Annotated in this window: 18 protein-coding genes; 7 read left to right on the forward strand and 11 right to left on the reverse strand. The window is 41.9% G+C overall.

The features are described 5' to 3' along the window. Window positions 1–56 precede the first annotated feature (56 nt). A complete protein-coding gene (asnB, locus tag G9Q97_RS09820; RefSeq protein ID WP_166146297.1) occupies window positions 57–1,889 on the reverse strand; it encodes an asparagine synthase (glutamine-hydrolyzing) in 1,833 nt (610 codons plus the stop codon). A 431-nt stretch (window positions 1,890–2,320) separates the two neighbouring features. Continuing rightward, window positions 2,321–3,235 carry a heparin lyase I family protein gene (locus G9Q97_RS09825; protein ID WP_166146300.1) on the reverse strand — a complete coding sequence of 305 codons (915 nt, stop codon included), beginning with the start codon at window positions 3,233–3,235 and terminating at the stop codon, window positions 2,321–2,323. 511 nt (window positions 3,236–3,746) lie between these two features. Between G9Q97_RS09825 and G9Q97_RS09830 the strand changes: the two genes are divergently transcribed. Beyond that, window positions 3,747–4,877, forward strand: coding sequence for a glycosyltransferase (locus tag G9Q97_RS09830; protein ID WP_166146303.1), 1,131 nt, complete (start codon window positions 3,747–3,749; stop codon window positions 4,875–4,877). Between the two features lie 10 nt (window positions 4,878–4,887). Further along, window positions 4,888–5,892: a glycosyltransferase family 4 protein gene (locus tag G9Q97_RS09835; protein WP_166146306.1), complete on the forward strand. Its 1,005-nt coding sequence runs from the start codon at window positions 4,888–4,890 to the stop codon at window positions 5,890–5,892. Between the two features lie 961 nt (window positions 5,893–6,853). On the opposite strand, the gene katG is transcribed toward G9Q97_RS09835, so the two are convergent. From katG to G9Q97_RS09850, 3 genes are all read right to left on the reverse strand, one after another. After that, a complete protein-coding gene (gene katG / locus G9Q97_RS09840; protein WP_166146309.1) occupies window positions 6,854–9,097 on the reverse strand; it encodes a catalase/peroxidase HPI in 2,244 nt (747 codons plus the stop codon). A gap of 614 nt (window positions 9,098–9,711) precedes the next feature. Continuing rightward, the gene (locus G9Q97_RS09845) at window positions 9,712–12,108 is read right to left on the reverse strand and encodes a ribonucleoside-diphosphate reductase subunit alpha (RefSeq protein ID WP_166146312.1); all 2,397 of its coding nucleotides are present in this window, start codon (window positions 12,106–12,108) and stop codon (window positions 9,712–9,714) included. A gap of 32 nt (window positions 12,109–12,140) precedes the next feature. Continuing rightward, on the reverse strand, window positions 12,141–13,127 hold the full coding sequence (locus G9Q97_RS09850) for a ribonucleotide-diphosphate reductase subunit beta (protein WP_166146516.1): 987 nt from the start codon (window positions 13,125–13,127) through the stop codon (window positions 12,141–12,143). 573 nt (window positions 13,128–13,700) lie between these two features. Here G9Q97_RS09850 and rplU point away from each other — a divergent pair. The 3 genes from rplU (at window position 13,701) to G9Q97_RS09865 (ending at window position 14,758) form a co-directional block, all read left to right on the forward strand. Next, window positions 13,701–14,012 carry a 50S ribosomal protein L21 gene (gene rplU / locus G9Q97_RS09855; protein ID WP_163377741.1) on the forward strand — a complete coding sequence of 104 codons (312 nt, stop codon included), beginning with the start codon at window positions 13,701–13,703 and terminating at the stop codon, window positions 14,010–14,012. Window positions 14,013–14,046: 34 nt separating this feature from the next. Then, window positions 14,047–14,307 carry a 50S ribosomal protein L27 gene (rpmA, locus tag G9Q97_RS09860; protein ID WP_166146315.1) on the forward strand — a complete coding sequence of 87 codons (261 nt, stop codon included), beginning with the start codon at window positions 14,047–14,049 and terminating at the stop codon, window positions 14,305–14,307. A 142-nt stretch (window positions 14,308–14,449) separates the two neighbouring features. Beyond that, window positions 14,450–14,758, forward strand: coding sequence for an HPF/RaiA family ribosome-associated protein (locus tag G9Q97_RS09865; RefSeq protein ID WP_166146318.1), 309 nt, complete (start codon window positions 14,450–14,452; stop codon window positions 14,756–14,758). 25 nt (window positions 14,759–14,783) lie between these two features. Here the strand turns inward: G9Q97_RS09865 and G9Q97_RS09870 are convergent, their stop codons facing one another. The 5 genes from G9Q97_RS09870 to lipB all read right to left on the reverse strand — a co-directional run bounded on the left by G9Q97_RS09870 (window position 14,784) and on the right by lipB (window position 20,244). Further along, the gene (locus G9Q97_RS09870; RefSeq protein ID WP_166146321.1) at window positions 14,784–15,413 is read right to left on the reverse strand and encodes a rhomboid family intramembrane serine protease; all 630 of its coding nucleotides are present in this window, start codon (window positions 15,411–15,413) and stop codon (window positions 14,784–14,786) included. 6 nt (window positions 15,414–15,419) lie between these two features. After that, entirely contained in the window at window positions 15,420–16,406 is a 987-nt protein-coding gene (locus G9Q97_RS09875; RefSeq protein ID WP_166146324.1) for a polyprenyl synthetase family protein, read from the reverse strand. Then, entirely contained in the window at window positions 16,396–18,573 is a 2,178-nt protein-coding gene (rnr, locus tag G9Q97_RS09880; protein ID WP_166146327.1) for a ribonuclease R, read from the reverse strand. The genes G9Q97_RS09875 and rnr overlap by 11 nt, the downstream gene beginning before the upstream one ends. A gap of 58 nt (window positions 18,574–18,631) precedes the next feature. Then, window positions 18,632–19,369 (reverse strand): 3'-5' exonuclease, encoded by a 738-nt coding sequence (locus tag G9Q97_RS09885; RefSeq protein WP_166146330.1) that lies wholly within the window; start codon window positions 19,367–19,369, stop codon window positions 18,632–18,634. Window positions 19,370–19,497: 128 nt separating this feature from the next. Then, the gene (lipB, locus tag G9Q97_RS09890; RefSeq protein WP_166146518.1) at window positions 19,498–20,244 is read right to left on the reverse strand and encodes a lipoyl(octanoyl) transferase LipB; all 747 of its coding nucleotides are present in this window, start codon (window positions 20,242–20,244) and stop codon (window positions 19,498–19,500) included. A gap of 40 nt (window positions 20,245–20,284) precedes the next feature. Here lipB and G9Q97_RS09895 point away from each other — a divergent pair, with 40 nt between their 5' ends. Then, the gene (locus G9Q97_RS09895; protein WP_166146333.1) at window positions 20,285–20,641 is read left to right on the forward strand and encodes a YraN family protein; all 357 of its coding nucleotides are present in this window, start codon (window positions 20,285–20,287) and stop codon (window positions 20,639–20,641) included. Here G9Q97_RS09895 and G9Q97_RS09900 read toward each other — a convergent pair whose 3' ends face one another. Next, on the reverse strand, window positions 20,642–21,493 hold the full coding sequence (locus G9Q97_RS09900; protein ID WP_166146335.1) for a toxin-antitoxin system YwqK family antitoxin: 852 nt from the start codon (window positions 21,491–21,493) through the stop codon (window positions 20,642–20,644). Between the two features lie 239 nt (window positions 21,494–21,732). Between G9Q97_RS09900 and G9Q97_RS09905 the strand changes: the two genes are divergently transcribed. Beyond that, window positions 21,733–22,935: a pyridoxal phosphate-dependent aminotransferase gene (locus G9Q97_RS09905; protein ID WP_166146337.1), complete on the forward strand. Its 1,203-nt coding sequence runs from the start codon at window positions 21,733–21,735 to the stop codon at window positions 22,933–22,935. Window positions 22,936–22,946: the final 11 nt, after the last annotated feature.

Raw genomic sequence — 22,946 nt, forward strand, 5'->3', positions numbered from 1 at the left:
AATTAAATTTCTACAATGTTTTTGAAAAATTTCCTCTTGAGACATACCTGAGGATTTTAGCTTTTTTCAAGCCAATAATAGATGCTTAACAACAAAAACAGTTGTTTTTCCATATTGTATCCCTTTTTGTGAAGTTCGAGGGTTCTATTGATTTCTAAACGATCAAAAAATGAGGCGAATTTGGTATTTGACTGTGTCAGTAAATCTCCAATTGTTCCGATATCATTTCTAAACCATTCGTTGGTTGGGGATTTAAAATCTTTTTTGGGTCGATTGATTATATTCCCGGGCAGTATTTTTTCTGCATTTTTTTTATGAGCTATTTTCCCTTTGAAGAGATTGACTTTATAGGATAAAGGTAACGATTCAATAAAGGATACCAATTCGGTATCCAAAATAGGCACTCTTGTTTCCAGGGCAAAATGCATGGAAATTTTATCAGTATAATTTAAGAGGTCGTCTGCTAAATTCATCCTTGCATCAATTTTCATCATTCTAAATGCAGAATGGGGTAAATTCTTCGCTTTATAAAGGTCATAATTGTATTGGATGGCTTCTAGGGATCGGTTGTCGCTTTTCCCGATTAATTTTTCTATCTGTGTATAGGGGAAAATTGAATAGGCTTCATCAAAGCGTTCAATATCATTCCTTATTGGCAAAGCTTGAGTTGCTCTTCGTATTTTTTCACTTTTGATAGGTAAATTATTTACCAATGAACAAAATGGATCCAATACAAAGTTTGGTAATTTTTGTCTCAGCAATTCTTCCTTATACCTGAAATACCCGCCCAGTGGTTCATCTGCCCCTTGACCTGTTAAAACCACCTTAACATGCTCTGATGCCAGTTTTGATAAACAATAAAATGGAATTGTGGATGTCGTAGCCGTGGGCTCTTCTGTAATTTCCACACATTGAGCAAATAAATCGTGATAATCATTATTGCTAATTTTTACAATATGGTGTTCGAGATTTAATAGCCTGGCAGTTTCTTGCGCATCCGAAATTTCATCCGATGCATATTTTCCATCATAACCTACTGTAAATGCCTTGGTTTGCCGCGAGCCATTTTTGGCTGCAATGGACGCAACCATTGCCGAATCCACACCCCCACTCAGCATGATGCCTATTTCTACATCGGACATCAATTGCCTTTTCACTGAAGCTGAAAATAGTTCGTTATATTGATCAACAGCATCATCAAAACTGCCTGAAAATAATTTGGAATCATTAATGGTTAGTGCCTGCTCATTGGGATTTATTCGTTCCTTTGATAAATCCACTTCGATAAAATGGCCAGGTCTTACCTTGTATATGTTTTTATATAATGTATAGGGAGATGGCACATAGCGTAATCTCAATAGTGTGGATAAACTATTACTGTCTATGGAAATATTTTTTATTATTGATTTGATCGGTCTTAGTTCTGAAGAGAACAGAAACCCATCAGAGGTTGAACTGTAATACAAAGGTTTTACTCCGAAAAAGTCTCTTGCAATAAGTAGTTTTTGTTGTAAAAGATCTACAAATGCAAAAGCAAAGATTCCGTTAAACTTTTCGGCAGCCTTAATCCCATTTTCTTTAAGTGCATAAAGAATTGTCTCCGTGTCAGAATGTCCTCTAAACTGTTGTTGATTCAGTGTTTTTCGGATCTCTTCATGATTGTAGATCTCCCCATTGAAAATTAAGGTATAATTTCCACAATCCGAGCTCATTGGCTGATGGCCAGCAGGTGAAAGGTCCACGATTGATAATCGCCTATGACCCAACCATAGGCGGTGCATCTGTCCAGGAATTGAAATAAGTCCTGAATCATCCGGCCCCCGGTGTTTTATTAAGTCAAGTTGTTCCTCTGACAATTTTATGTCTATCGATCCTAGTATTCCACACATGCTATTTTTTTTATTTTTTTCAGCTTCGCCTGTTCAATCCTACCAATTCAACAGGAATCGTAAAAAACATTAGTTAACCAAAGATAATAATTTAGTCATTTTTTTAACGCGATACGGAATTTTTCCTCCAAGAGGGGAATAAGTTGGTAATTACAGGTTCTTTTTGAATTTACTCAAGAGACAAAATTTTGACGTTTAACAAATAACTCTATTTGAAAAGCATAAAAATAGTTATTAAAGTGCTAATGTATGAAATTTAACGATAAATATAAAAACAAAAGAAATATAAAGATGGAAATTTAAATAGTAATTAAAATCGGCAAACCGCACAGCCTGAGTTGGACCTGTTTTCGAGATAAGTGGGTCATTATTAGTATTGACAAAAGTTCGACCTAATTTGATAATAAATAGGTCATCGTTAGGATGATTGACTAAGGAGCTATGACAGGTATAGGTACTTCCGGAGATCCTGGTAAATTTATGGATAAATCATCAACATATATAATGCTGGTGCTTGGAAAGGTTTTGTCGGCGTAGGCATTGATACTGTACATATTTACATCCGCTTCAGGTCTTAAGGTATTTCTAAATCCGGTATCCATGATCAACAAGTCATCCTGCCAAACCAAAATCCTACCCTTCTCGCCCCGGTCTTGAATAATCCGTATCTGGACCTTGACCCATTTATTTAGGGGTAGATCAATTCCCGGGGCTGCCTCCCAAAATACATCAGACTGTCCCCCCCAAAACTTTTGTAATTCTGACAAGCTCAAATAATTGGCACCAGCAGTTCCCGGATCACCTCTCACCTTCAAACCCAACACAAAATGGGGTGAATTTATTTGATCTGGCCCTGAATCGGGGCCTCCGGGGGCATATTTCACAGCTTTTGTTTGCACCAGATTGAACCAATCATTATTCGGGTCCAAATCGATCCTATGCGGGAAAAAAAAATATTGCGTAAAAATCAGATCGGTGTGGTTTTCTAATTCCTTCCAGCGGTAATTCCTTGTACCATGCCCCCCGTCATTTTTGGTATTAATGGACATTTTCAGGGAGTATTTTCCGGTTCTAGCCTGCTCCCTACTCACATGGCTATTACCGGTGCCCGAATTGAATTCTCCGCCTCCTTCATCTGCATGCCATTCGGCCAGGCTTCCTCCTTCATGCCCGGCAGTCCACAGCTCCTTTCCTAGCGTGATTTTTGGAAACTCTTCCTGAATATCAAAGGCACATGCTTTGATTGCTGTTCCTAAAATAAAATAGGAAAACAGCGAAATTACGAACAAAATGTTCGTTTTATCGGGTACGAAAAACTTTAAACAAAAGCTTTTATTTGGTGCCATAGGTCTTGCCGGTTTATTTTAAGTACGGCTTGATGCGACCCGGAAGCTCCCCGGGTCAGAACGAATAAATACAAGGGCAATACAGGAAAGCTTGTGAAATTTTGCCCGCAACAGGCTGGAGGCAGGCCCCGGGAAATAGGCTACCGCAAGCGTCTGACTAAAATTAAATAATTTTAACTGAATTTGTTGAAAAACCTGTTTAATTATTTTAAATTTGTAAAAATGTATTTCAAATAAATAAAAATGATTTACATTTATTTGACGCGTTGTGACCATTGTGACTTTTTGTCAAATCAAAAAATAATTCAATTGGATTTCATTTTAGCTTCCTTTCTATAAAAAGAGGGCAACACGTAAATGAAATCCTGGAAATAACAGTAGCTAATAAGGAATGATTATATGATCTTCTTATAATGGGAAAGCGGTTATCAGTATATGCTTTAAATGGCTTTTATGCTGTCTCGTCAGAGGGGAAAATTTTTAAGTGGTATTAGCTGATTTTTAACAGCCTATGGAACGTTCATCTAAATTAAAACTTTTAATAGTAAATAAAGATCAATTTGGGTACCATGTTGATCCTTACAAATACAGTGTTTATTTAAAAGAAGATTTCGAGATCACCCACTTATCCTGGGATTATGGTCTGCATAAAATCCATCAGAATGGGATTGAAGTAAAGTATATTTCCAGAAGGGGATTTAAGCTATTAAGGTACTTTCGGTTTTTAAGGGCTATCCACAATGAAATCAGAAACCATGCCTATGAACTGGTTTTTATGATTTATTTCCCGGGTTGTTCCCTTATTCGAAGGCTCCATCCAACCAGGACATTTAATGTAGATATCCGGTCCCGCACCGTTACCAATAGCCCGCTTAGAAATCGAATGCGGGATCTATTGCTGGTAAATGAGTGCAAAACTTTCAGGCATATCAGTATCATTAGCCAAAGCCTTTCCCATAATTTGGGATTTAAGAATACGCACTACCTGCCTTTGGGAGGGGAGTGCTTTTCTGGTGAAAACACCCAAAAGGATGGCCTTTATTTGTTGTATGTTGGCTCATTGGACAACAGGGATATCATGATTTTTGTAAAGGGCTTTCATCGGTTTTATTTGGACTTGATGAGCGACCCGGACGCCAAACCCATCCATTTTACCATTGTGGGAAGCGGCTCCGGAGGTGAACAGGAGGAAATATGGGCCTATATTCAAAAGAACCAACTTCAGGATGTCATTTCCATGGAGGGCTTCGTTCATAATGACCTGTTGCACCATTATTTTAAAAAAAGTAATATAGGTGTTTCATTTATTCCAATTACTGACTACTACCAGGACCAACCTCCGACAAAAACCTATGAATACCTGCTTTCGGGACTGGCAGTTATCGCTACTGCTACCAACGAAAATATCAAAACCATCAATGAAAAAAACGGGGTCTTGATTCAAGACAAACCAGAAGCTGTTTTATCCGGGCTTCAGGTTCTCGCAAATAGAATGGAGAGCTATCAACCTGAAGCAATCAGAAAGGAAATGGAAAACCACCTATGGATACGAATTGCTCAGGATAACCTTAAACCCTACCTGATGAAATTGGCATTGTACAGGGTTAAAAAAAGTCAGGTTCTCCCAATCCCTTTAACCTAATCATCAAATCATGAAAATCCTGGTTGTTACCAATATGTACCCTACTCCAAACTATCCTACATTTGGGATTTTTATCAAGGAGCAAATTGAAGATGTTCAGAAGGAAATGGATCTGGATGCGGATATTTATTTAATTGATGGAACCCATCGTGGTAAGTTGGAATACCTGAAATCTATTTTCACCATTCCTTTTAAATTGGCCAGCAAAAATTACGATGCGGTGCATATCCATTATGGGATATCCGGGATATTTTTGTTGTTTTTCAAACCAAAAATTAAAAAATACATGACCTTACATGGATGTGATATCCAAAGTTGGGGCTCCAACTCCTGGCATGTTTGGATAACAAAAAAAATCCTCCGAAAAGTTGATTTGGTATATGTTCAAAACCAGAAAATGAAAAAGGTGGTTGAAAATTTCAATTCTAATGTTGAAATAGTGCCATGTGGCATCAATCCATCATTTTTTGCTCCTCCCTTAAACTTTTCAAAAAGGCGAAAGGAAGAATTTTTAATCGTGTTTCCTGGCAGTCCAAAGATAGAGGTGAAAAATTTCCCGCTTTTTTTGGAGGTAATGGATTCCCTAAAAAAACTAGGCGTCAAAAATATCAAATACCAATGTCTGGAGAAAATGAGCAGAGAACAGGTGAGAGATACCATGTTAAATTCGGATTGCCTGTTGATGACTTCTATCTCTGAAGGCTCACCCCAGGTAATCAAAGAAGCCCTGTATTGCGATCTTCCTATCGTGTCAGTACCAGTGGGGGATGTGCATGAAATGCTTTCCGGAATTCCAAATTGTAAAGTGGCCTCCTCCCATAATGAAGATGAATTGGCCCTATTGGTAAAATCAACTTTATTCGGGGATTATGCGCCTATCAGAGAAACTTTTTTGAAAAAAATTCAATATACCAGTCACCATGTAGCGAAAAGGTTGGCACACTGGTATTCTGAGCTAACGGCAAAGGACAGCACCCTCAATTTGAAAACAAAAGACAAGACGCTCGCCGGGTAAATGAACCCCGGAAGTGTACTTCGGAAGGTCTTAAACTGGATTCGAATTAAGATGGGCAATAAAAATCAATTGAATCGTCACTGCGAGACTTAACTTTTTTTAAACGCAGAAATCGGGATGACGATTGGTATTTTGCAATAAACGGGATATAAGGTTATTGTTGGTTTTATCAGGATTAGATCTTAACATCATCTGGTAAACCTCTTATTCTCTGTACTTTTTCCTTGATGAAAAAGTACCAAACCCGCCTCCCGGAGGGCAGGAAATCAAGACAAAAAAATCCTTCCTCCCACAAGCCTCCTGCGCACCCCGGTTTTTTGTCGGGCCAGCGCTCTTTGCGTAATTAAATTTATCTCTTCTTTATTTAACAGATTTTTTAGGGTTTCTTCTTTACCAAAAATAGCTGATTCAATTTCTTCACCGGTATGCTAAGCATTTAGAAAATACACCAAACAGGATGATAGTGTTGATTCTTTAATACATTGATTTACAGTTTTTTAATATACTCGTCATCGGTAGGGTGCAGAGGGGAATAAAAAGGAATCGAAAATAGCCATGCACCCGCGGCAGTCTGAGGGGGTATGTGGACGACCTTTCGATCCTATTCCCATTTCCCGATGGATTTATGCCGCCGCTCCGAATCAGATCGCTTTTTAGGCTGAGCCTGCCGAAGCCCGCTGTGCTCGCGATGACGGTATGTGTACCGATGATGTATTTTATAATATGTTGAATTTTAAATAGATATAAATAAATACCCTCATCCCGATTTCTGTGTTTAAAGAATGTTAATTTTCGGAATGATGGTTTTTTAACGAAATTCAATAGAACTCAGGTTCTTAAATGCCTAAGAGGTATTGAAGAGAAATAAATCAGGCCGGGGGTATTACCAATAAAATCATTAAAAAATAAAGGTGACCCGATATCAGGTCACCTTTAAAACAATTAAATAAAGAAATTAAGGTTAGTTTTTCAGATCGAATCGGTCCAGGTTCATGACCTTATTCCAGGCGGCAACAAAGTCCCGTACAAATTTTTGCTTGCCGTCACTGCAGCCATACACTTCAGCGATGGCCCTCAACTCTGAATTGGAACCAAAGATAAGGTCTACACGGGTGCCGGTCCATTTGAGGGCTCCGGTTTTGCGGTCCCTGCCTTCAAATACCTTGTCCGAGTCGTCTACCGCTTTCCAGCTCGTTCCCATATCCAGTAAGTTAATAAAGAAATCATTGGAAAGAACGCCTGGCTTTGTAGTGAAAACTCCGTGGCTGGATCCGTCAAAGTTAGTATTCAACACCCGCATGCCACCCACAAGGGCGGTCATCTCCGGTGCAGTCAGCGTCATCAACTGTGAACGGTCCACCAGCATTTCCTCTGCAGCTACCTGGTGCAGGGAAGCCTGGTAATTTCTGAAGCCATCTGCTGCAGGTTCCAGAATGGAAAAGGATTCTACATCGGTCTGTTCCTGAGAAGCATCCGTTCTTCCGGGGCTAAATGGAACTTCTACCTCATGTCCGGCAGCTTTGGCGGCCTGCTCTATTCCAGCACAGCCTGCCAGTACTATAAGGTCCGCCAGGGAAACCTTTTTGTTGCCTGACTGGGAACCGTTGAAGGTTTCCTGTATGCTTTGCAGTTTATCCAGTACTTTGCTCAACTGACCCGGGTTGTTAACTTCCCAGTCTTTTTGAGGGGCAAGCCGGATTCGGGCACCATTGGCCCCCCCTCTTTTGTCTGATCCACGGAAAGTGGAGGCAGAAGCCCAGGCGGTTCCTGCCAGTTCTGAAACGGTAAGCCCGGTATCCAGAATTTTCTTTTTCAGTCCGGCAATATCCTTACTGTCTATCAATTCGTGATCCACTGCGGGCACAGGATCCTGCCAAATAAGGTCTTCCTGCGGTACTTCAGGTCCCAGGTAGCGCGCCTTCGGCCCCATGTCCCGGTGGGTCAGTTTAAACCAGGCCTTGGCAAAGGCATCGGCAAACTCATCCGGGTTTTCATAAAAGTGCCTGGATACCTTTTCGTATTCCGGATCCATTCTAAGTGCCAGGTCAGTAGTCAGCATAAAGGGGGCATGACTTTTTGAAGGATCGTGTGGGTCAGGCACAGTACCTGCACCCGCCCCATCTTTTGGTCGCCATTGATTGGCACCAGCGGGGCTTTTAAATAACTCCCATTCGTAGCCAAACAGGTTTTCAAAGAAATTATTGCTCCACTTGGTGGGAGTGGTGGTCCAGGCTCCCTCCAATCCACTGGTAATGGTATTGTTACCGTTACCTGATCCAAGGGTGGTTTTCCAACCCAGCCCCATCTCCTCTATACCGGCCGCAGCAGGTTCCGGACCAACATATTGGGTGGGGTCTCCCGCCCCGTGGGTTTTACCGAAAGTGTGCCCACCGGCGATCAGGGCAACGGTTTCGTAATCATTCATGGCCATTCGGCCAAAGGTTTCACGGATGTCACGCGCTGCGGCTACCGGATCCGGCTTGCCATTGGGGCCTTCGGGGTTAACATATATCAGACCCATTTGTACCGCCCCCAGCGGGTTTTCCAGTTCCCGGTCTCCCGTATATCTTTTGTCTCCCAGCCATTCGGCTTCTGAACCCCAGTATACATCTTCCTCTGGTTCCCATATATCTTCTCGTCCACCGGCAAAACCAAAAGTTTCAAGTCCCATAGATTCCAGCGCAACATTGCCTGCAAGAATCATCAGGTCTGCCCAGGAAAGTTTTTTTCCATATTTTTCCTTTACAGGCCAAAGCAACAAACGGGCCTTATCCAGGTTGGCGTTATCCGGCCAGCTATTCAAAGGGGCGAAGCGTTGACTGCCCGTTCCTCCGCCTCCCCGGCCGTCAGAAATACGGTAAGTACCCGCACTGTGCCAGGCCATCCGTATAATAAAGGGACCATAATGACCATAATCCGCAGGCCACCAGTCCTGGGAGGTAGTCAGTACTTCTTCCAGATCCTTTTTTACCTCAGCCAGATCCAGTGACTTGAAAGCAGCTGCATAGTCAAAGTCTTCTCCCATAGGATTGGACATGGATGAATGTTGTCTGAGTATGTTTAACTTCAACTGATTGGGCCACCAATCGCGGTTTCTTGTTCCACCACCGGCACTTTGTTTCAATGCTCCTCCATGGAAGGGGCATTTTGCCATACTATCATTGAAGTCTGATAGCTTTGCATTTGGGTTTGTGTTTTTTTCCATAACTAAGAATCGATTTATTTTTGAGCTTTAGGTTCTACAATGTACCAATTTTTTTATGCATGTAAATTTTTTTTCGATAGAAAAAATCTATGGGACTTATCTGTTCTCTATGATTGGATTTAGTATGCTATTTTGGAGGCCTTGAGACGGTAATTTGCCGGGATGCCTTGTTGAAGCTGAATAGGTGACCCTGAAACGGGCTGAGAAAACTCCTCGGTAATAATGTGCATAGCAATCAACCGTGTCCAAATCCCCCTTACCAAGGGGGTGGGGGGATTTTTATGAAAATGGAAAATCGATGCCTTTTGTTCTTCAGGAAATCGGGGCATTTATGGATGATTGGGAAGATAAAAATGGTGTTTCAGGGGCAGGTTTTTGAAAATTATTGGGCTAAAAAATAAAGTCCTCGTTAGAATCCCCCTAGCCCTCCGCCGCGGCGGAGGGATTTGCTGAAATGACTCGTCTAAGGCTGAATTGGAACCATCGCAACAGGCTGAGATAGCTCTCCGGTCAAATAAGTGCTACCTAAAATCGACCTCGGGTTACAAGACAAAAAAAAAGCGGCTGTTCTCAGTGAACAGCCACTTTTGCTTTTTACTAAAAAGCAACAATGCTTAACTTCCGCACATTTCGCAATCATCGGGATTGTCAAGCGAACAGGCTATGGCATCCTGTTGTTGTTTTTTCGGATCCGGCTCAGCAGCAGTTGACGCTGGTATTTTATCCAATTGGGATTTATCCACGGTAAACTGAATGGCACTGCTGGCAGCTTTCGAACGCAGGTAATAAATGCCTGTTTTCAATCCTTTTTTCCAGGCATAAAAATGCATGGAAGTCAATTTCCCAAAATTGGGCTCTTGCAAGAACAGGTTCATGCTTTGAGACTGACAAATATAGGCTCCGCGATCAGCAGCCATATCAATGATCACTTTTTGTGAGATTTCCCATACAGTTTTGTAGAGATCTTTCAGGTTTTGTGGAATTTCCGGAATTTGCTGTACCGAACCATTTGCTGCGATCAACCTGTTTTTCATGTTATCATTCCATAACCCCAAGCGGATCAGGTCTTTCATCAAATGCTTGTTGACCACCACAAATTCCCCCGAAAGCGTCCTTCGGGTATAGATGTTTGAAGTATAAGGTTCAAAGCATTCATTGTTTCCCAATATCTGAGAAGTAGAGGCTGTAGGCATTGGAGCCAGCAAAAGTGAATTGCGGATACCATATTTGTTCACTTTTTGTTTCAGCTCCTGCCAGTTCCATCGCCCTGATTTTGGGTTTACACCCCACAAATCGAACTGGAAAAAGCCCTGAGAAACCGGAGAACCTTCATAGGTTTCATAGGTGCCATTCAGTTTGGCCAGTTCCATGGATGTTTCCATGGCTGCAAAATACATGGTTTCGAAAATGTCTTCATTCAATCCTTTGGCTTCATCCGAATCAAAAGGCATGCGCAGCAGGATAAAGGCATCAGCCAGGCCCTGAACGCCCAAACCTACGGGCCTGTGTCTGAAGTTTGATTTTCTGGCTTCAGGTACCGGGTAGTAGTTGACATCAATTACCTTATTCAGGTTTCGGGTCACTACTTTGGTTATTTCATATAGCTTCTGATGGTCAAAATATTTTTTGCCGTCTTTTGCCGTTACCACGAATTTAGGCAGGGCAATAGAGGCCAGGTTGCACACCGCCACCTCATCTGGAGAGGTGTATTCCATGATTTCCGTACACAGATTGGAGGATTTGATGGTGCCCAGGTTTTTTTGGTTGGATTTCCCATTGGCCGCATCCTTATATAAAATGTAGGGGGTGCCGGTTTCTATCTGCGACTCCAGGATTTCAAACCACAATTCCTGAGCTTTCAGCGTTTCTCTGGCCCTGCCTTCTTTCTCGTATTTCTCGTACAGCTTTTCAAATTCGTCTCCATGGCAGTCTGCCAGGCCGGGGGCTTCATGGGGACAAAACAAGGACCATTCTTCATTTGCCTCAACACGTTTCATAAATAGATCTGAAACCCAAACCGCATAGAAAAGATCCCTCGCTCTAAGTTCATCTTTTCCATGGTTCTTTTTCAAATCCAGAAAGTCTTTGATATCGGCATGCCAGGGTTCAAGGTAAATGGCAAAACTGCCTTTCCTTTTTCCGCCTCCCTGGTCCACATACCTTGCTGTCATGTCAAAATTTCGCAACATGGGTACGATTCCATTGGAGACGCCATTCGTACCACGAATGTATGAGCCCTTGGCCCTCACATTGTGTATAGAGAGACCTATTCCTCCTGCGGATTGAGATATTTTGGCACACTGCTTAAGCGTGTCGTAGATGCCATCTATGCTGTCATCCTTCATGGTCAAAAGGAAGCAGGATGACAATTGTGGTTTTGGTGTCCCTGCATTAAAAAGGGTGGGAGTGGCATGGGTAAACCATTTCTGCGATAACAGGTGGTAGGTTTCGATGGCCGCATCTATATCCTCTTTGTGTATACCTATGGATACCCGCATCAGCATGTGCTGTGGACGTTCCACTACTTTTCCATCCAGTTTGATCAGGTAACTTCTTTCCAGAGTTTTGAATCCAAAAAAGTCATAATCAAAGTCCCTGCTGTAGTCGATTACCTCGTCCAGCTTGGCTGCATGCTTTTTGACTATGCCGTATACATCAGGTGCTATCAGTGCTGCATTTTCATCTGTTTTGGGATTGATGTATGTATACAGTCTTTTCATGGTATTGGAAAAGGACTGGCTGGTTGTTTTGTGCAGGTTTGAAATGGCAATTCTTGCCGCTAAAATAGCATATTCCGGATGCTTTACTGTCAGGGAAGCACATACCTCCGCCGCCAGGTTATCCAGTTCAGTGGTGGTCACCCCATCATACAAGCCGTCAATTACTTTTTTGGCGACTTCTATGGGTTGGATGTACCGGGCATCCAGCCCATAACAAAGGTTTTCGATTCTTGTGGTGATTTTGTCAAATCTGACAGATTCTCTTCTGCCATCTCTTTTGATTACTAACATACGTATTAGTTATTAAGGTGGTTAAAAAATGTTTAAAAGTCCTCTTCTACCGAAAATTTCCCTGAACCGTTGGAAGCATCTTTATTTTTCATTACGCCTGCTTTCTGATAATCCCCAACCCTTTTCTCAAAGAAATTGGTCTTTCCTTGAAGGGATATCATGTCCATGAAATCAAATGGATTGGTACTGTTCCAAACCTTGGCACAGCCCAATTCCTGCAGCAATCTATCCGCTACAAACTCAATATATTGACACATCAATGTGGCGTTCATTCCGATCAGTCTTACCGGTAACGCATCTGTGACAAATTCTTTTTCTATTTCTACGGCATCTTTGATGATTCCCGTAACAGTTTCTTCAGGTAACTTGTTGATTACATGATCTGTATACAAGTGACAGGCAAAATCGCAATGCAGGCCTTCATCTCGTGAGATCAACTCATTGGAAAAAGTCAATCCAGGCATCAGCCCCCTTTTCTTCAACCAGAAAATAGAACAGAATGAACCGGAAAAGAAAATACCCTCCACTGCCGCAAAGGCAATAAGCCGTTCTTGAAAATTCCCGTTGTCAATCCACCGCAATGCCCATTCCGCTTTTTTCTTGACACAGTCCAGGTGCTCTATGGCATTGAGCAAACGCTCCCGTTCTGCCGCGTTTTTGATATAGGTATCAATCAGCAGGCTGTAGGTTTCGCTATGGATATTTTCCATGGCAATCTGGAATCCATAGAAGAATTTGGCCTCAGTATACTGTACTTCTGAGACAAAATGTTCCGCCAGGTTTTCATTGACGATGCCATCACTGGCAGCAAAGAAAGCCAACACGTGAGAAATAAAATGCCTTTCTCCATCACTTAAGTTTTTCCAGTCATTTAGATCCTGTCCCAGATCAATCTCTTCTGCTGTCCAAAAACTCGCTTCGGCCTTCTTGTAATATTCCCAAATGTCGTCGTGCTGAATAGGGAATAAAACAAATCGGCTGTTGTCTCCCTGCTCTAAAATAGGTTCTGGCTTCATTATTTTTATTGGTTTAATCTTTTGAAATATATCTTTTAGTGAACGGCTTTTAAACCTTCATAGATGGCCATACTAGCTTGAGTTTGGTTTTGATAACAAAACCTTAACAAATATGGCCAAGAAAATTGGAAAAGAAAAGCCGAAAATGATGTTAAAATTCAAAAAGTTGACCTAAAGTCAATACATTATAAATAATTAGTAATAAGTGTAATAAGGCATTTAATATAATTTAATACTTTAACTAATATTCGCTCTATATGGGGATAGAACTTTTTTCAAAATATTTCAAAATGTTGAAAACAGGTGAAATTTGAACCAAAAATTGACCAATGGTCAATAAACAAAAAAATGGTTTGCCCAATATGTTGGAGATCAATCGATTGAGCGCTTCCTGGTAATTTGAATGAATAAAAATTGAATATGGCTGCATAAAAGATGTATTTGGTGGTATCAAGAAGATGATCAGTGGCATGTGATCGCTGGAAAGTCAATTAATAATTCACTTTTATTTTAAGTATTTCTGTATTTTTCTTATATTTGCACCTCATTTTGATAATTGAAATATATCAAACCATTATGTACGCAATAGTTAACATTTCCGGTAAGCAGTTCAAAGTAACAAAAGATCAACACATTTTTGCACCAAAAATGCAAGGTGAAGTTGACGCTTCCGTAGAATTCGATCAGGTGCTGTTGGCAGATGACAACGGTACAGTATCGGTAGGCGCTCCTTTACTCGATGGGGCAAAGGTATCAGGAAAAATTCTTGATCATGTAAAAGGCGACAAGGTGATTGTCTTCAAGAAAAAAAGAAGAAAAGGTTACAAGAAGAAGAACGGTCACAGACAGCAGTTTACCAAAGTTTTGATTGAAGATATAGTATTGTAAGCTTCCGCAAGGAAACACTAAAATAAATTAAGTTATGGCACATAAAAAAGGTGTAGGTAGTTCCAGAAACGGTAGAGAGTCTGAAAGCAAAAGACTTGGTGTAAAAAAATTCGGTGGTGAATCAGTGATTGCCGGAAACATAATAGTGAGGCAAAGAGGCACAAAGCATCATCCGGGAGATAATGTAGGACTAGGTAAAGACCATACCATCTTTGCTTTGGTACCCGGAAAAGTAGCTTTCAGGAAAAAACACGATGGTAGATCTTACGTAAGCGTTTTACCTGCCGAAGCATAATATTTTTCCATAGGGAAATGAAAAGGCCTTTATTATTTAAAGGCCTTTTTGTGTTGTGCCTGTGGATAGACTTTATTCAATAATATTTTAACTGTCCTTAAAAAGATATCTCCCCGATGATCGGGAGAAAGTTGTTTGATTTATGAATTATACAGAAAATTATAAAGGGATAAAGGTGGATGTACAATCTGTACACCTGGATCTCAATGAAGGTATACAAGGGGAGATCAGGTCTTCCATTGACAAATTATCAAAGTTTACCTCAAATATCAATGCCGTTGATGTCTACTTCAAAAATGAAGGGTCAGGAGGGACAGCAGTCAGCGTAGTAGGGATGCGTGTTGGGATCCCCGGACCGGATGTTTTTGCAGAGGAGAAAGGAGAACATTGGGTTCCATTACTGAAGGACGTAGTCGATAAACTGGTCAGACAACTTAAAAAAGTCAAATAAGTGACTTTTCAAAAAGCTTCAGTTTTTAAAATAGACTGAAGCTTTTTATTTCCTCCCAAAAATAGATGGCATTCTGAGGGGATATGAGCAGTATGACGGCAATCCCAAAAACGGCACCAAATAAATGGGCATCATGGTTAATGTTGTCATCCCCAATCTTTCCCTTATAGTAGGCATATCCCAAAAATAGTATTCCCAATATAAAGCCAGGAAGACAAAATATGCCGAAAATACAGATATCGGAAAGCGGCATGAGGACAATACTGGCAAAAACGGTGGCTGAGGTTCCTCCTGAGGCCCCCAGGGCATGATAAGAAGGATTGTCTTTTTCCTTTCGATAAGTGGGAATATCTGCAATGACAATCGCAAGCAGATAAAAGGCAACAAAGGCCAGGGCTCCCATGCCTTGCCCAAACGTGTACATCAGGTACTGCTCCACTACACTCCCGAAGAAGTAAAACGTGAACATATTGAACAGCAGGTGGGTCCCGTCTTTATGGATAAATCCGGATAGCAGAAATCTCCCATATTCCCCATTTCGGCTGATGACATAGGGGGTAAACAGACTTCGTTCCATGAAGTCTGGATTTTTCCAGGCATAATAAGACGCCAGAGAAGTAAGGATAATGGTGATAAGTGTAAGGCTTAGTTCCATAGTTTTTTAATTCTCCCTCGTAGCCAGTTTGTGGGTGAGGCTCCAAAGGATTTTCAGGCCTTCCGGTCTTTGCACCTTTATTGTGGCCAGTTGGTTAAATCCCTTTTCAAAAAAATCAGCCATAAGGGACATTGTTTTTTCCCTGATTTCCAGCCGGTCATATATCGCCTTTACCCCAATTATTTTTTCCGCCGGGTCAAATTCTTTTGCTGTAAGCCAATGTTCCAGCTCCTTTTTATCTTCACCTTTTGCAAGTTCCATCGCTTTGATCAGGAGGTAGGTTTTTTTATTGGCCAAAATATCACCACCCACCTGCTTGCCAAACTTTTCTTTATCTGCATAAACGTCCAGAAGGTCGTCTTTCAATTGGAAGCCAATTCCGATATTTACGCCAAAATCATACAAATGAATGGCATCTGATTCGCTTGCTCCTGCCAGAGTAGCCCCCAATTGAAGGGAAAATCCAAGGAGCACGGCGGTCTTTAACCGGATCATGTTGAGGTATTCTTGCTCCGCTACCAGGCTCAGGCTTTCGAAGTTCATGTCCAGTTGCTGACCTTCACATACTTCTGCCGCCGTTTTACTGAATAATTTCAGGCAATTCCTGAGCTTATCCGGCTCCACTTCCAGAAGCATTTCATAGGCTTTGACCAGCATGACATCCCCTGAAAGAATGGCCGTGTTGTCATCCCATTTTTCGTGCACCGTTGGCCTGCCCCTGCGGATTGGGGCATTGTCCATGATGTCATCATGCATGAGTGTGAAATTATGAAAAACTTCAACAGAGGAGGCAGGAGTAAGTATTTTTTGGTAACCTTCCTTAAATAAGCCATAGGATAAAAGCGCTAACAGTGGCCTGATTCTTTTTCCACCCAGCTGCATCAAATAGCTGATGGGCTCGTAAAGTTCCGTTGGTTCACCTTCAAAATTAAGCTGGAGGATATGCTTTTCAAGGGTATCCCTGATTTCCTCCAATTCTTTTTCATTTATCATCGTTTGCAAATTCCAAATCTATGGTTCTTCGGTCAATATCCGTACGTGTAACCCTGACTTTGACCTTGTCTCCAAGGGTGATCATCTTTTTGTTTTTAGACCCAATCAGCCGCATGTTTTTTTCATCAAAATCGTAGTAATCGTCAGTCATGTCCTGCAGCCGGACCATTCCTTCGCATTTGGTCTCGGTGATTTCTACAAAAACGCCCCATTCCGTAACTCCGGTAACTATTCCTTCATAGTCTTTCACTTCAGCCAACTTCATGTATTCCACTTGCTTGTACTTGATGCTGGCTCTTTCGGCATCCGATGCCCTCTTTTCTCTTTCAGAGGAATGCAGGCATTTTTCTTCCCAGGCCTGATTTTCGGGAGGTTTACCTCCATCCAGGTAGTGCTGCAGGAGCCGGTGGACCATCAGGTCCGGATACCTTCTGATTGGGGAAGTAAAATGGGTGTAATGTGGAAAGGCAAGCCCAAAATGTAATTTGGGTTCGGTAGTGTACTTGGCTTTGGCCATGCTCCTGATGGCCAGCTGCTCCAGTACATTCTGCTCAGGCTTACCGGCAATCTCATCCATCAGTTTGTTTAAGCTGTTGGAAACCTTTTTTTCATCGCTTATCTGTAAATCATGTCCGAATTTTCTGGCAAAATTGGCAAAGGTAGTGAGTTTTTCCAGGTCTGGATAATCGTGGGTTCGGTAGACAAAGGTACTTTTTCCCTTATTTTTATCATATATAAACTGCGCCACTGTCTTGTTGGCCAAAAGCATGAATTCTTCTATCAGCTTGTGCACATCCTTGCGCTCCTTAATGATAAGGCCTACAGGTGTTCCTTTTTCATCCAATCGGAATTTAACCTCAACGGTCTCAAAATTAATCGCACCTTTTTTGAACCTTTCCTTTCTCAGCTTATGGGCCAGATCATTAAGTTTTACCAGTTCGGAGGCAAACTCCCCCTTGCCCTGATCCATGTTTTCCTGGGCATCTTCATAGGAAAACCTGCGGTCAGAATGAATGGCGGTTCTTCCTATCCAGAAATTTTTGACCTGGGCCTGCTCATCCATTTCAAAAACACATGAAAAAGTCAGCTTGTCTTCCTTTGGCCGGAGTGAACACAATCCATTGCTCAATCTTTCAGGCAGCATGGGTATGGTACGGTCTACCAAATAAACGGAGGTAGCCCTGTCATAGGCCTCTTTTTCCATAATGGTTTTGGGTTTCACATAATGACTCACGTCCGCAATGTGTACGCCGATCTCCATATTTCCATTGTCCAGGTAACGGAAAGAAATGGCATCATCGAAATCTTTGGCATCTGCTGGATCTATGGTAAAGGTGCTGATATCTCTGAAATCCTTCCTGTTTTTCAATTCTGAGGAGGGAATGTTTTCTGAGATGGTCTCTGCTTCGGCAATGGCATCTTCCGGATATTCAAAAGGCAGACCAAATTCGGCCATGATGGAGTGTATTTCCACTTCATGATCCCCTGCTTCTCCCAATACCCGTATGATTGTACCAATAGGGCTTTTGTCCCCTTCCTTCCAGCCGGTAAGCTTGACCACGACTTTCTGATTGTGTTGTGCTCCGGCCAGATCTGATTTTTTCACGAAAATGTCGTGGTGCATTTTTTTAAAATCAGGCACGACAAAGGCAAACCTGGGGGAGATTTCCACCCGGCCTACAAATTCGTCCCTGCTGCGTTCTATGATTTCAAGTACTTTGCCTTCTCGTTTTCCACCTCTACCTTTTTGCGGCAAAACCATTACCCGTACCTTGTCCCCATCCAGTGCCGTTTTAAGATGGGCCTCCTTAACCATGATATCGTCTTCCTTCTTTTCCTTGTCTTCGGGGATAATAAAAGCAAAACGGGCATTTACGTAATCCACTTCTCCTACGATGAAATCGGGATCGGCAGCAGAGGAGTACAGGTTTCTCGGGTTTTTTGATATGTTGCCTTCTGCCATGAGCTCCTGAAGGGCATCCGACAATAAGCTTTTTGTAGCAGCATCTCTGAGAGATAGCTTTTTGATAAGTTGTTTTTCAGCAAACTCTTCTCCGAAATTGCTGTCAAAAAATTGCGTCAACTGGTATTTCAACCGTGACAAATCTGAGGTTTTACCCCCTTTATTTTTGAATCCTGATTTTTTTCTTCCTGAATTTCTTCCCATAAAAATTTATTAATACATTAAAGGTAAACATATTTATTTGAAATTAATTCAGCTGCTTCTAAGCACCTGCTTCATCCAGGTTGATGATTTCAAATTCCAAATCTCCCGGAAGCCCCTGATAGGCAAGATATATCCTTGCGGTTACTTCCACATCCCGCAGACAATATTTCCGGATATTGTCCAGGCCATTTTCTTTGTAATATACCGAATTCACCATGCTCCCGTCGATGCCCTCTTTAGAACTCGGAATATCAAATACCGAAGCCAGTAAATCAAGTCTTGTGTAATGTTTGTAGTCCCCGAATTTCCAGAGCTCCAGGGTGTCCAGATGCCTGATTTCCCAGGGTCTCTTGCCTGCCAGTTGTAAAACGTCAGGAAGGGGGATCCTGTTTATCAGCATCCTCCGGCAAAGGTAGGGTATGTCAAATTCCTTGCCATTGTGGGCACAAATGACCCATTGTTTTTTGCAAAGTAATTCACGGAATTCCAATAGTGTGCCGTGTTCTGATTCTCCATAGAATGACTTTGTGCGGTATTGAAGCAGATCATCTTCCCTGAGATAGGTGAAATATCCCACGCCTATACAAATGATTTTGCCGAATTCAGCATATATTCCGGCCTTCTCAAAGTACAATTCCGAAGGGCTGCCATCTTCTCCCTGCTGCTGGATTTGCTGGGATTTTTTGCGCCATTCTTCCTGCATTCGGGGGGATAGTTCTTCCAGTGTTTCTGCCCCGGAGATGGTCTCCAGGTCCAAAAAAAGAATATCGTTCAGTTGTTCAAAAAAATTGGCCATAGACAAGAGTTCTATATTTTGGCAAATTCAATTTGCTACATCATTAAGGATGGCTGGGCTGTTTAGCCCTTACAAAGATAAACTTTTTATCAAAAAATTAATCCAGAATGCCTTGAAAGGCTGACAATTCAATGACTTTTTTCCGGGGAAAAAAGGTTTTCTACGAAGTCCATACCAAAAAGCCTTGCCAGGTGCACTTTGACTTTATTTTTTACTTCGGCCTCATCTACCGGATGTCCCAATTCCAGGTGCATGGAGGTGACGGCTTTGTCACTGATGCCGCAGGGGACGATATGATTAAAATAGGCAATGTCTGTATTCAGGTTAAATGCAAAACCATGCATGGTCACCCAGCGACTTGATTTAACGCCCAATGCACATATTTTTCTTGGATTATCCTGCCGGATATGGTCTATCCAAACGCCGGTAAGCCCCTCAATTCTCCCGGCTTCAATGTCGTATTCCTCCAGGGTGGCAATGACTGCCTCTTCCAGAAACCTGAGGTATTTGTGAATGTCTGTAAAGAAGTTATCCAGGTCCAACACAGGATACCCGACCAGTTGCCCGGGGCCATGATAGGTGATGTCTCCTCCCCGGTTTATGGGATAATAGCTTGCTCCAACCTTTTTTAAACCGGCCTCATCCAGTAAAAGATTTTCCGGTTTGCCGCTTTTTCCCAGGGTGTATACATGCGGGTGCTCTACAAAAAGCAGGTAGTTTTGGGTGATTTGTTGAGAAGAAACCGTCAGGTTTCGGTTGTTGATTTTAATGGCGATGGTGTCGGCAAAAAGCTGCTCCTGCATGTCCCAGGTTTCCCGGTAATCTTTTCTTCCTAAATCTTTAAAGTATACTTTTTTATTGATAAATTGATTCACTTTATCTTTTTGTTTTTTCAAATATAGTCAAATAAAGAGAATGGCTGAACACAATGACCTGGGAAGAGAGGCGGAACAGCTTGCCAAAAGTTGGCTTGAAACCAAGGGGTATACCTTTGTAGAAGCGAATTACCGGTACAAACACGCTGAAATAGACCTGATCATGACCCATAAAGGGATTATGGTTTTTGTAGAGGTCAAGTTTCGAAGTGGAACTGGATACGGCTATGCGGAGGAATTTGTTGATTACAGAAAAAGGCAATTGATCATCCGGGCGGCAGACCATTATATTTTTGCTAAGGACTGGCACCATGACATCCGTTTTGATATTGTAGGGGTTTACAGGGATAGGCATGGACACATTGCCTTCAGGCATTTTGAAGATGCCTTTTATTGATCAATTGTTGCGGTAAATCAAATTTCCTTCCCTATCCCATTCTGCCCGGATATAGGGTTTGTATCCATTGGTGAATGCTTCTGACTGGTATTGTATTTCTCGTTTTTTAACAGTTTTATCCTTATCGGTGGACCAATATTCCGTCCACAATCCTACCTTCTCGCCAAAGCTGTATTCACCTGTGACCGCCACCTGCCCATCAGGATAGAAATGGTAAAAATTTCCTTCTTCCAAATCATATTCTATCGGCGTGAGTTTTTCAATTTTTCTTTCTCCCCTGTTGTAATAGGTAATTCTTGAATCCTTGGGCCACCCTTCATCATAATGCCGCTTGTCCTGCAAAATATTTTTCCCGTCGAAGGTCATCCATCGACCATGTTTGGTGCCGTAATAGTACATGCCTGTCTCCACTACCTGTTCACCTATTCGCCTTTCATAGGGCCCGTGCAGCAAGTATCCTTTGGAAGCAATGAAACCGGAGTTTTTAATGGCTTTGTTTTTGGAATCATACCAGTAAATATCCCGGATATAGGGGTCAGGCTCCCTTTTGCTGAAGGTAAAATGAAATACCTGATAGGTGACCTGATCCCTGAAACTTGTTTTTATCAGTGTTTTTTTCGTTTTTTCACCGAAGTAGACGTTCTTCTTTCGTTTTTTCTTTTTGGATTTTTTTTCTTCCTTTAAGTCATCTTCCGCATCGGAAAAAAGCAATACCGGCGTGGAAGATGGTAAAAGGCGATTGCTGACAACACCCGATGAGTCAGGATCGCTGGCATTTTCCTCTTCCTGTCCATGAGCCCGCATGGTGACAGCTAACAGAAGAACGACCAGCAAATAGGCTAACTTATTCATAACAATTTAAAAACGTTTTTACCCAAATTTTATTATTAAAAGATCCCTTTCTGAAGCAAATGTAAATTTACTGTAATCGATTACACAAGTCTTCAAAATTGTCCAAAGATTTAGGAAAGATTGGCATTATGGTTAATTTTGCAAACTAAAAAAAGCGAGGGGAAGTCCCCAGCCTTTTTTTTATATTTTGATACAAATAAATTTATACATTTCTGATTGTCAAACAAAAAAGACCATACATGAATTCCATCCTATCTGATCGCATCAACAATATGGAAGAGTCAGCAACGCTGGCCATGGCAAAAACTGCCAGAGAATTGAAAAGCCAGGGAATCGATATCATTGGCCTGAGTCTGGGAGAACCGGATTTCAAAACCCCAAAACATATTCAGGAGGCTGCAAAGGCAGCTATAGACGAAGGAAAGTATTTTTCTTATCCACCCGTGGCCGGGTATCAGGACCTCAGGGAAGCCATTGCCAAAAAATTAAGGGAACAAAATAAAATAACGCAGGCAAAAGCCGAAAACATTGTGGTCTCCACAGGTGCCAAACACTCGATTGCCAATGTTTTTATGTGCCTGATCAATGAAGGGGATGAAGTGGTGATTTTTTCACCTTACTGGGTGTCCTATTCTGAGATTATCAAATTGGCAGGAGGAGTGCCGGTGCTGATTGAAGGCAATCTGGAAAATAATTTTAAAGCTACCGCCGCACAACTGAAAGCGGCCATTACTGATAAAACCAAGGCGGTCATTTATTCCTCTCCCTGTAATCCATCCGGATCAGTTTTTAGCAAGCAGGAATTAGAAGCCATTGCTGAAGTGGTCAAATCAAAAGAGGACCTGATCGTTATTGCGGACGAAATTTATGAGCTGATCAACTTTACAGGACAACATGCAAGCATAGCTTCCTTTCCGGGTATGTTTGAGCGTACCATAACGGTCAATGGTTTCTCCAAAGGTTATGCCATGACAGGCTGGCGGGTAGGTTACATCTGTGCGCCTCTGCCCATTGCCAAGGCTTGTGAAAAGATTCAGGGGCAATTTACCTCCGGCGGTACAGGTATTGCCCAAAGGGCGGCATTGGCCGGACTTACCGGAGATCAGAAACCCTCCGAAGAGATGGCAGCAGCCTACCTGAAAAGAAGAGACCTGGTTTTGCAATTGCTTAGGGAGATACCGGGTATCAAAACCCATGTCCCTGAAGGAGCATTCTATTTCTTCCCTGATGTTTCTGCTTTTTTTGGGAAATCTGCCGGAGATTTTAAAATTCAAACCGCCGATGATTTTTGCCTGTACCTCTTGAACGAAGCCCATGTTTCGTTGGTAACAGGGGCCGCCTTTGGAGCACCTGATTCCGTAAGGCTTTCTTATGCCGCTTCTGAGGATGAACTGAAGGAAGCCCTGAAAAGGGTGAAAACCGCATTGGAAAAAGTGAAATAAAATAAGCATCA

The organism is Cyclobacterium plantarum (assembly GCF_011290685.1).
GTDB lineage: Bacteria > Bacteroidota > Bacteroidia > Cytophagales > Cyclobacteriaceae > Cyclobacterium > Cyclobacterium plantarum.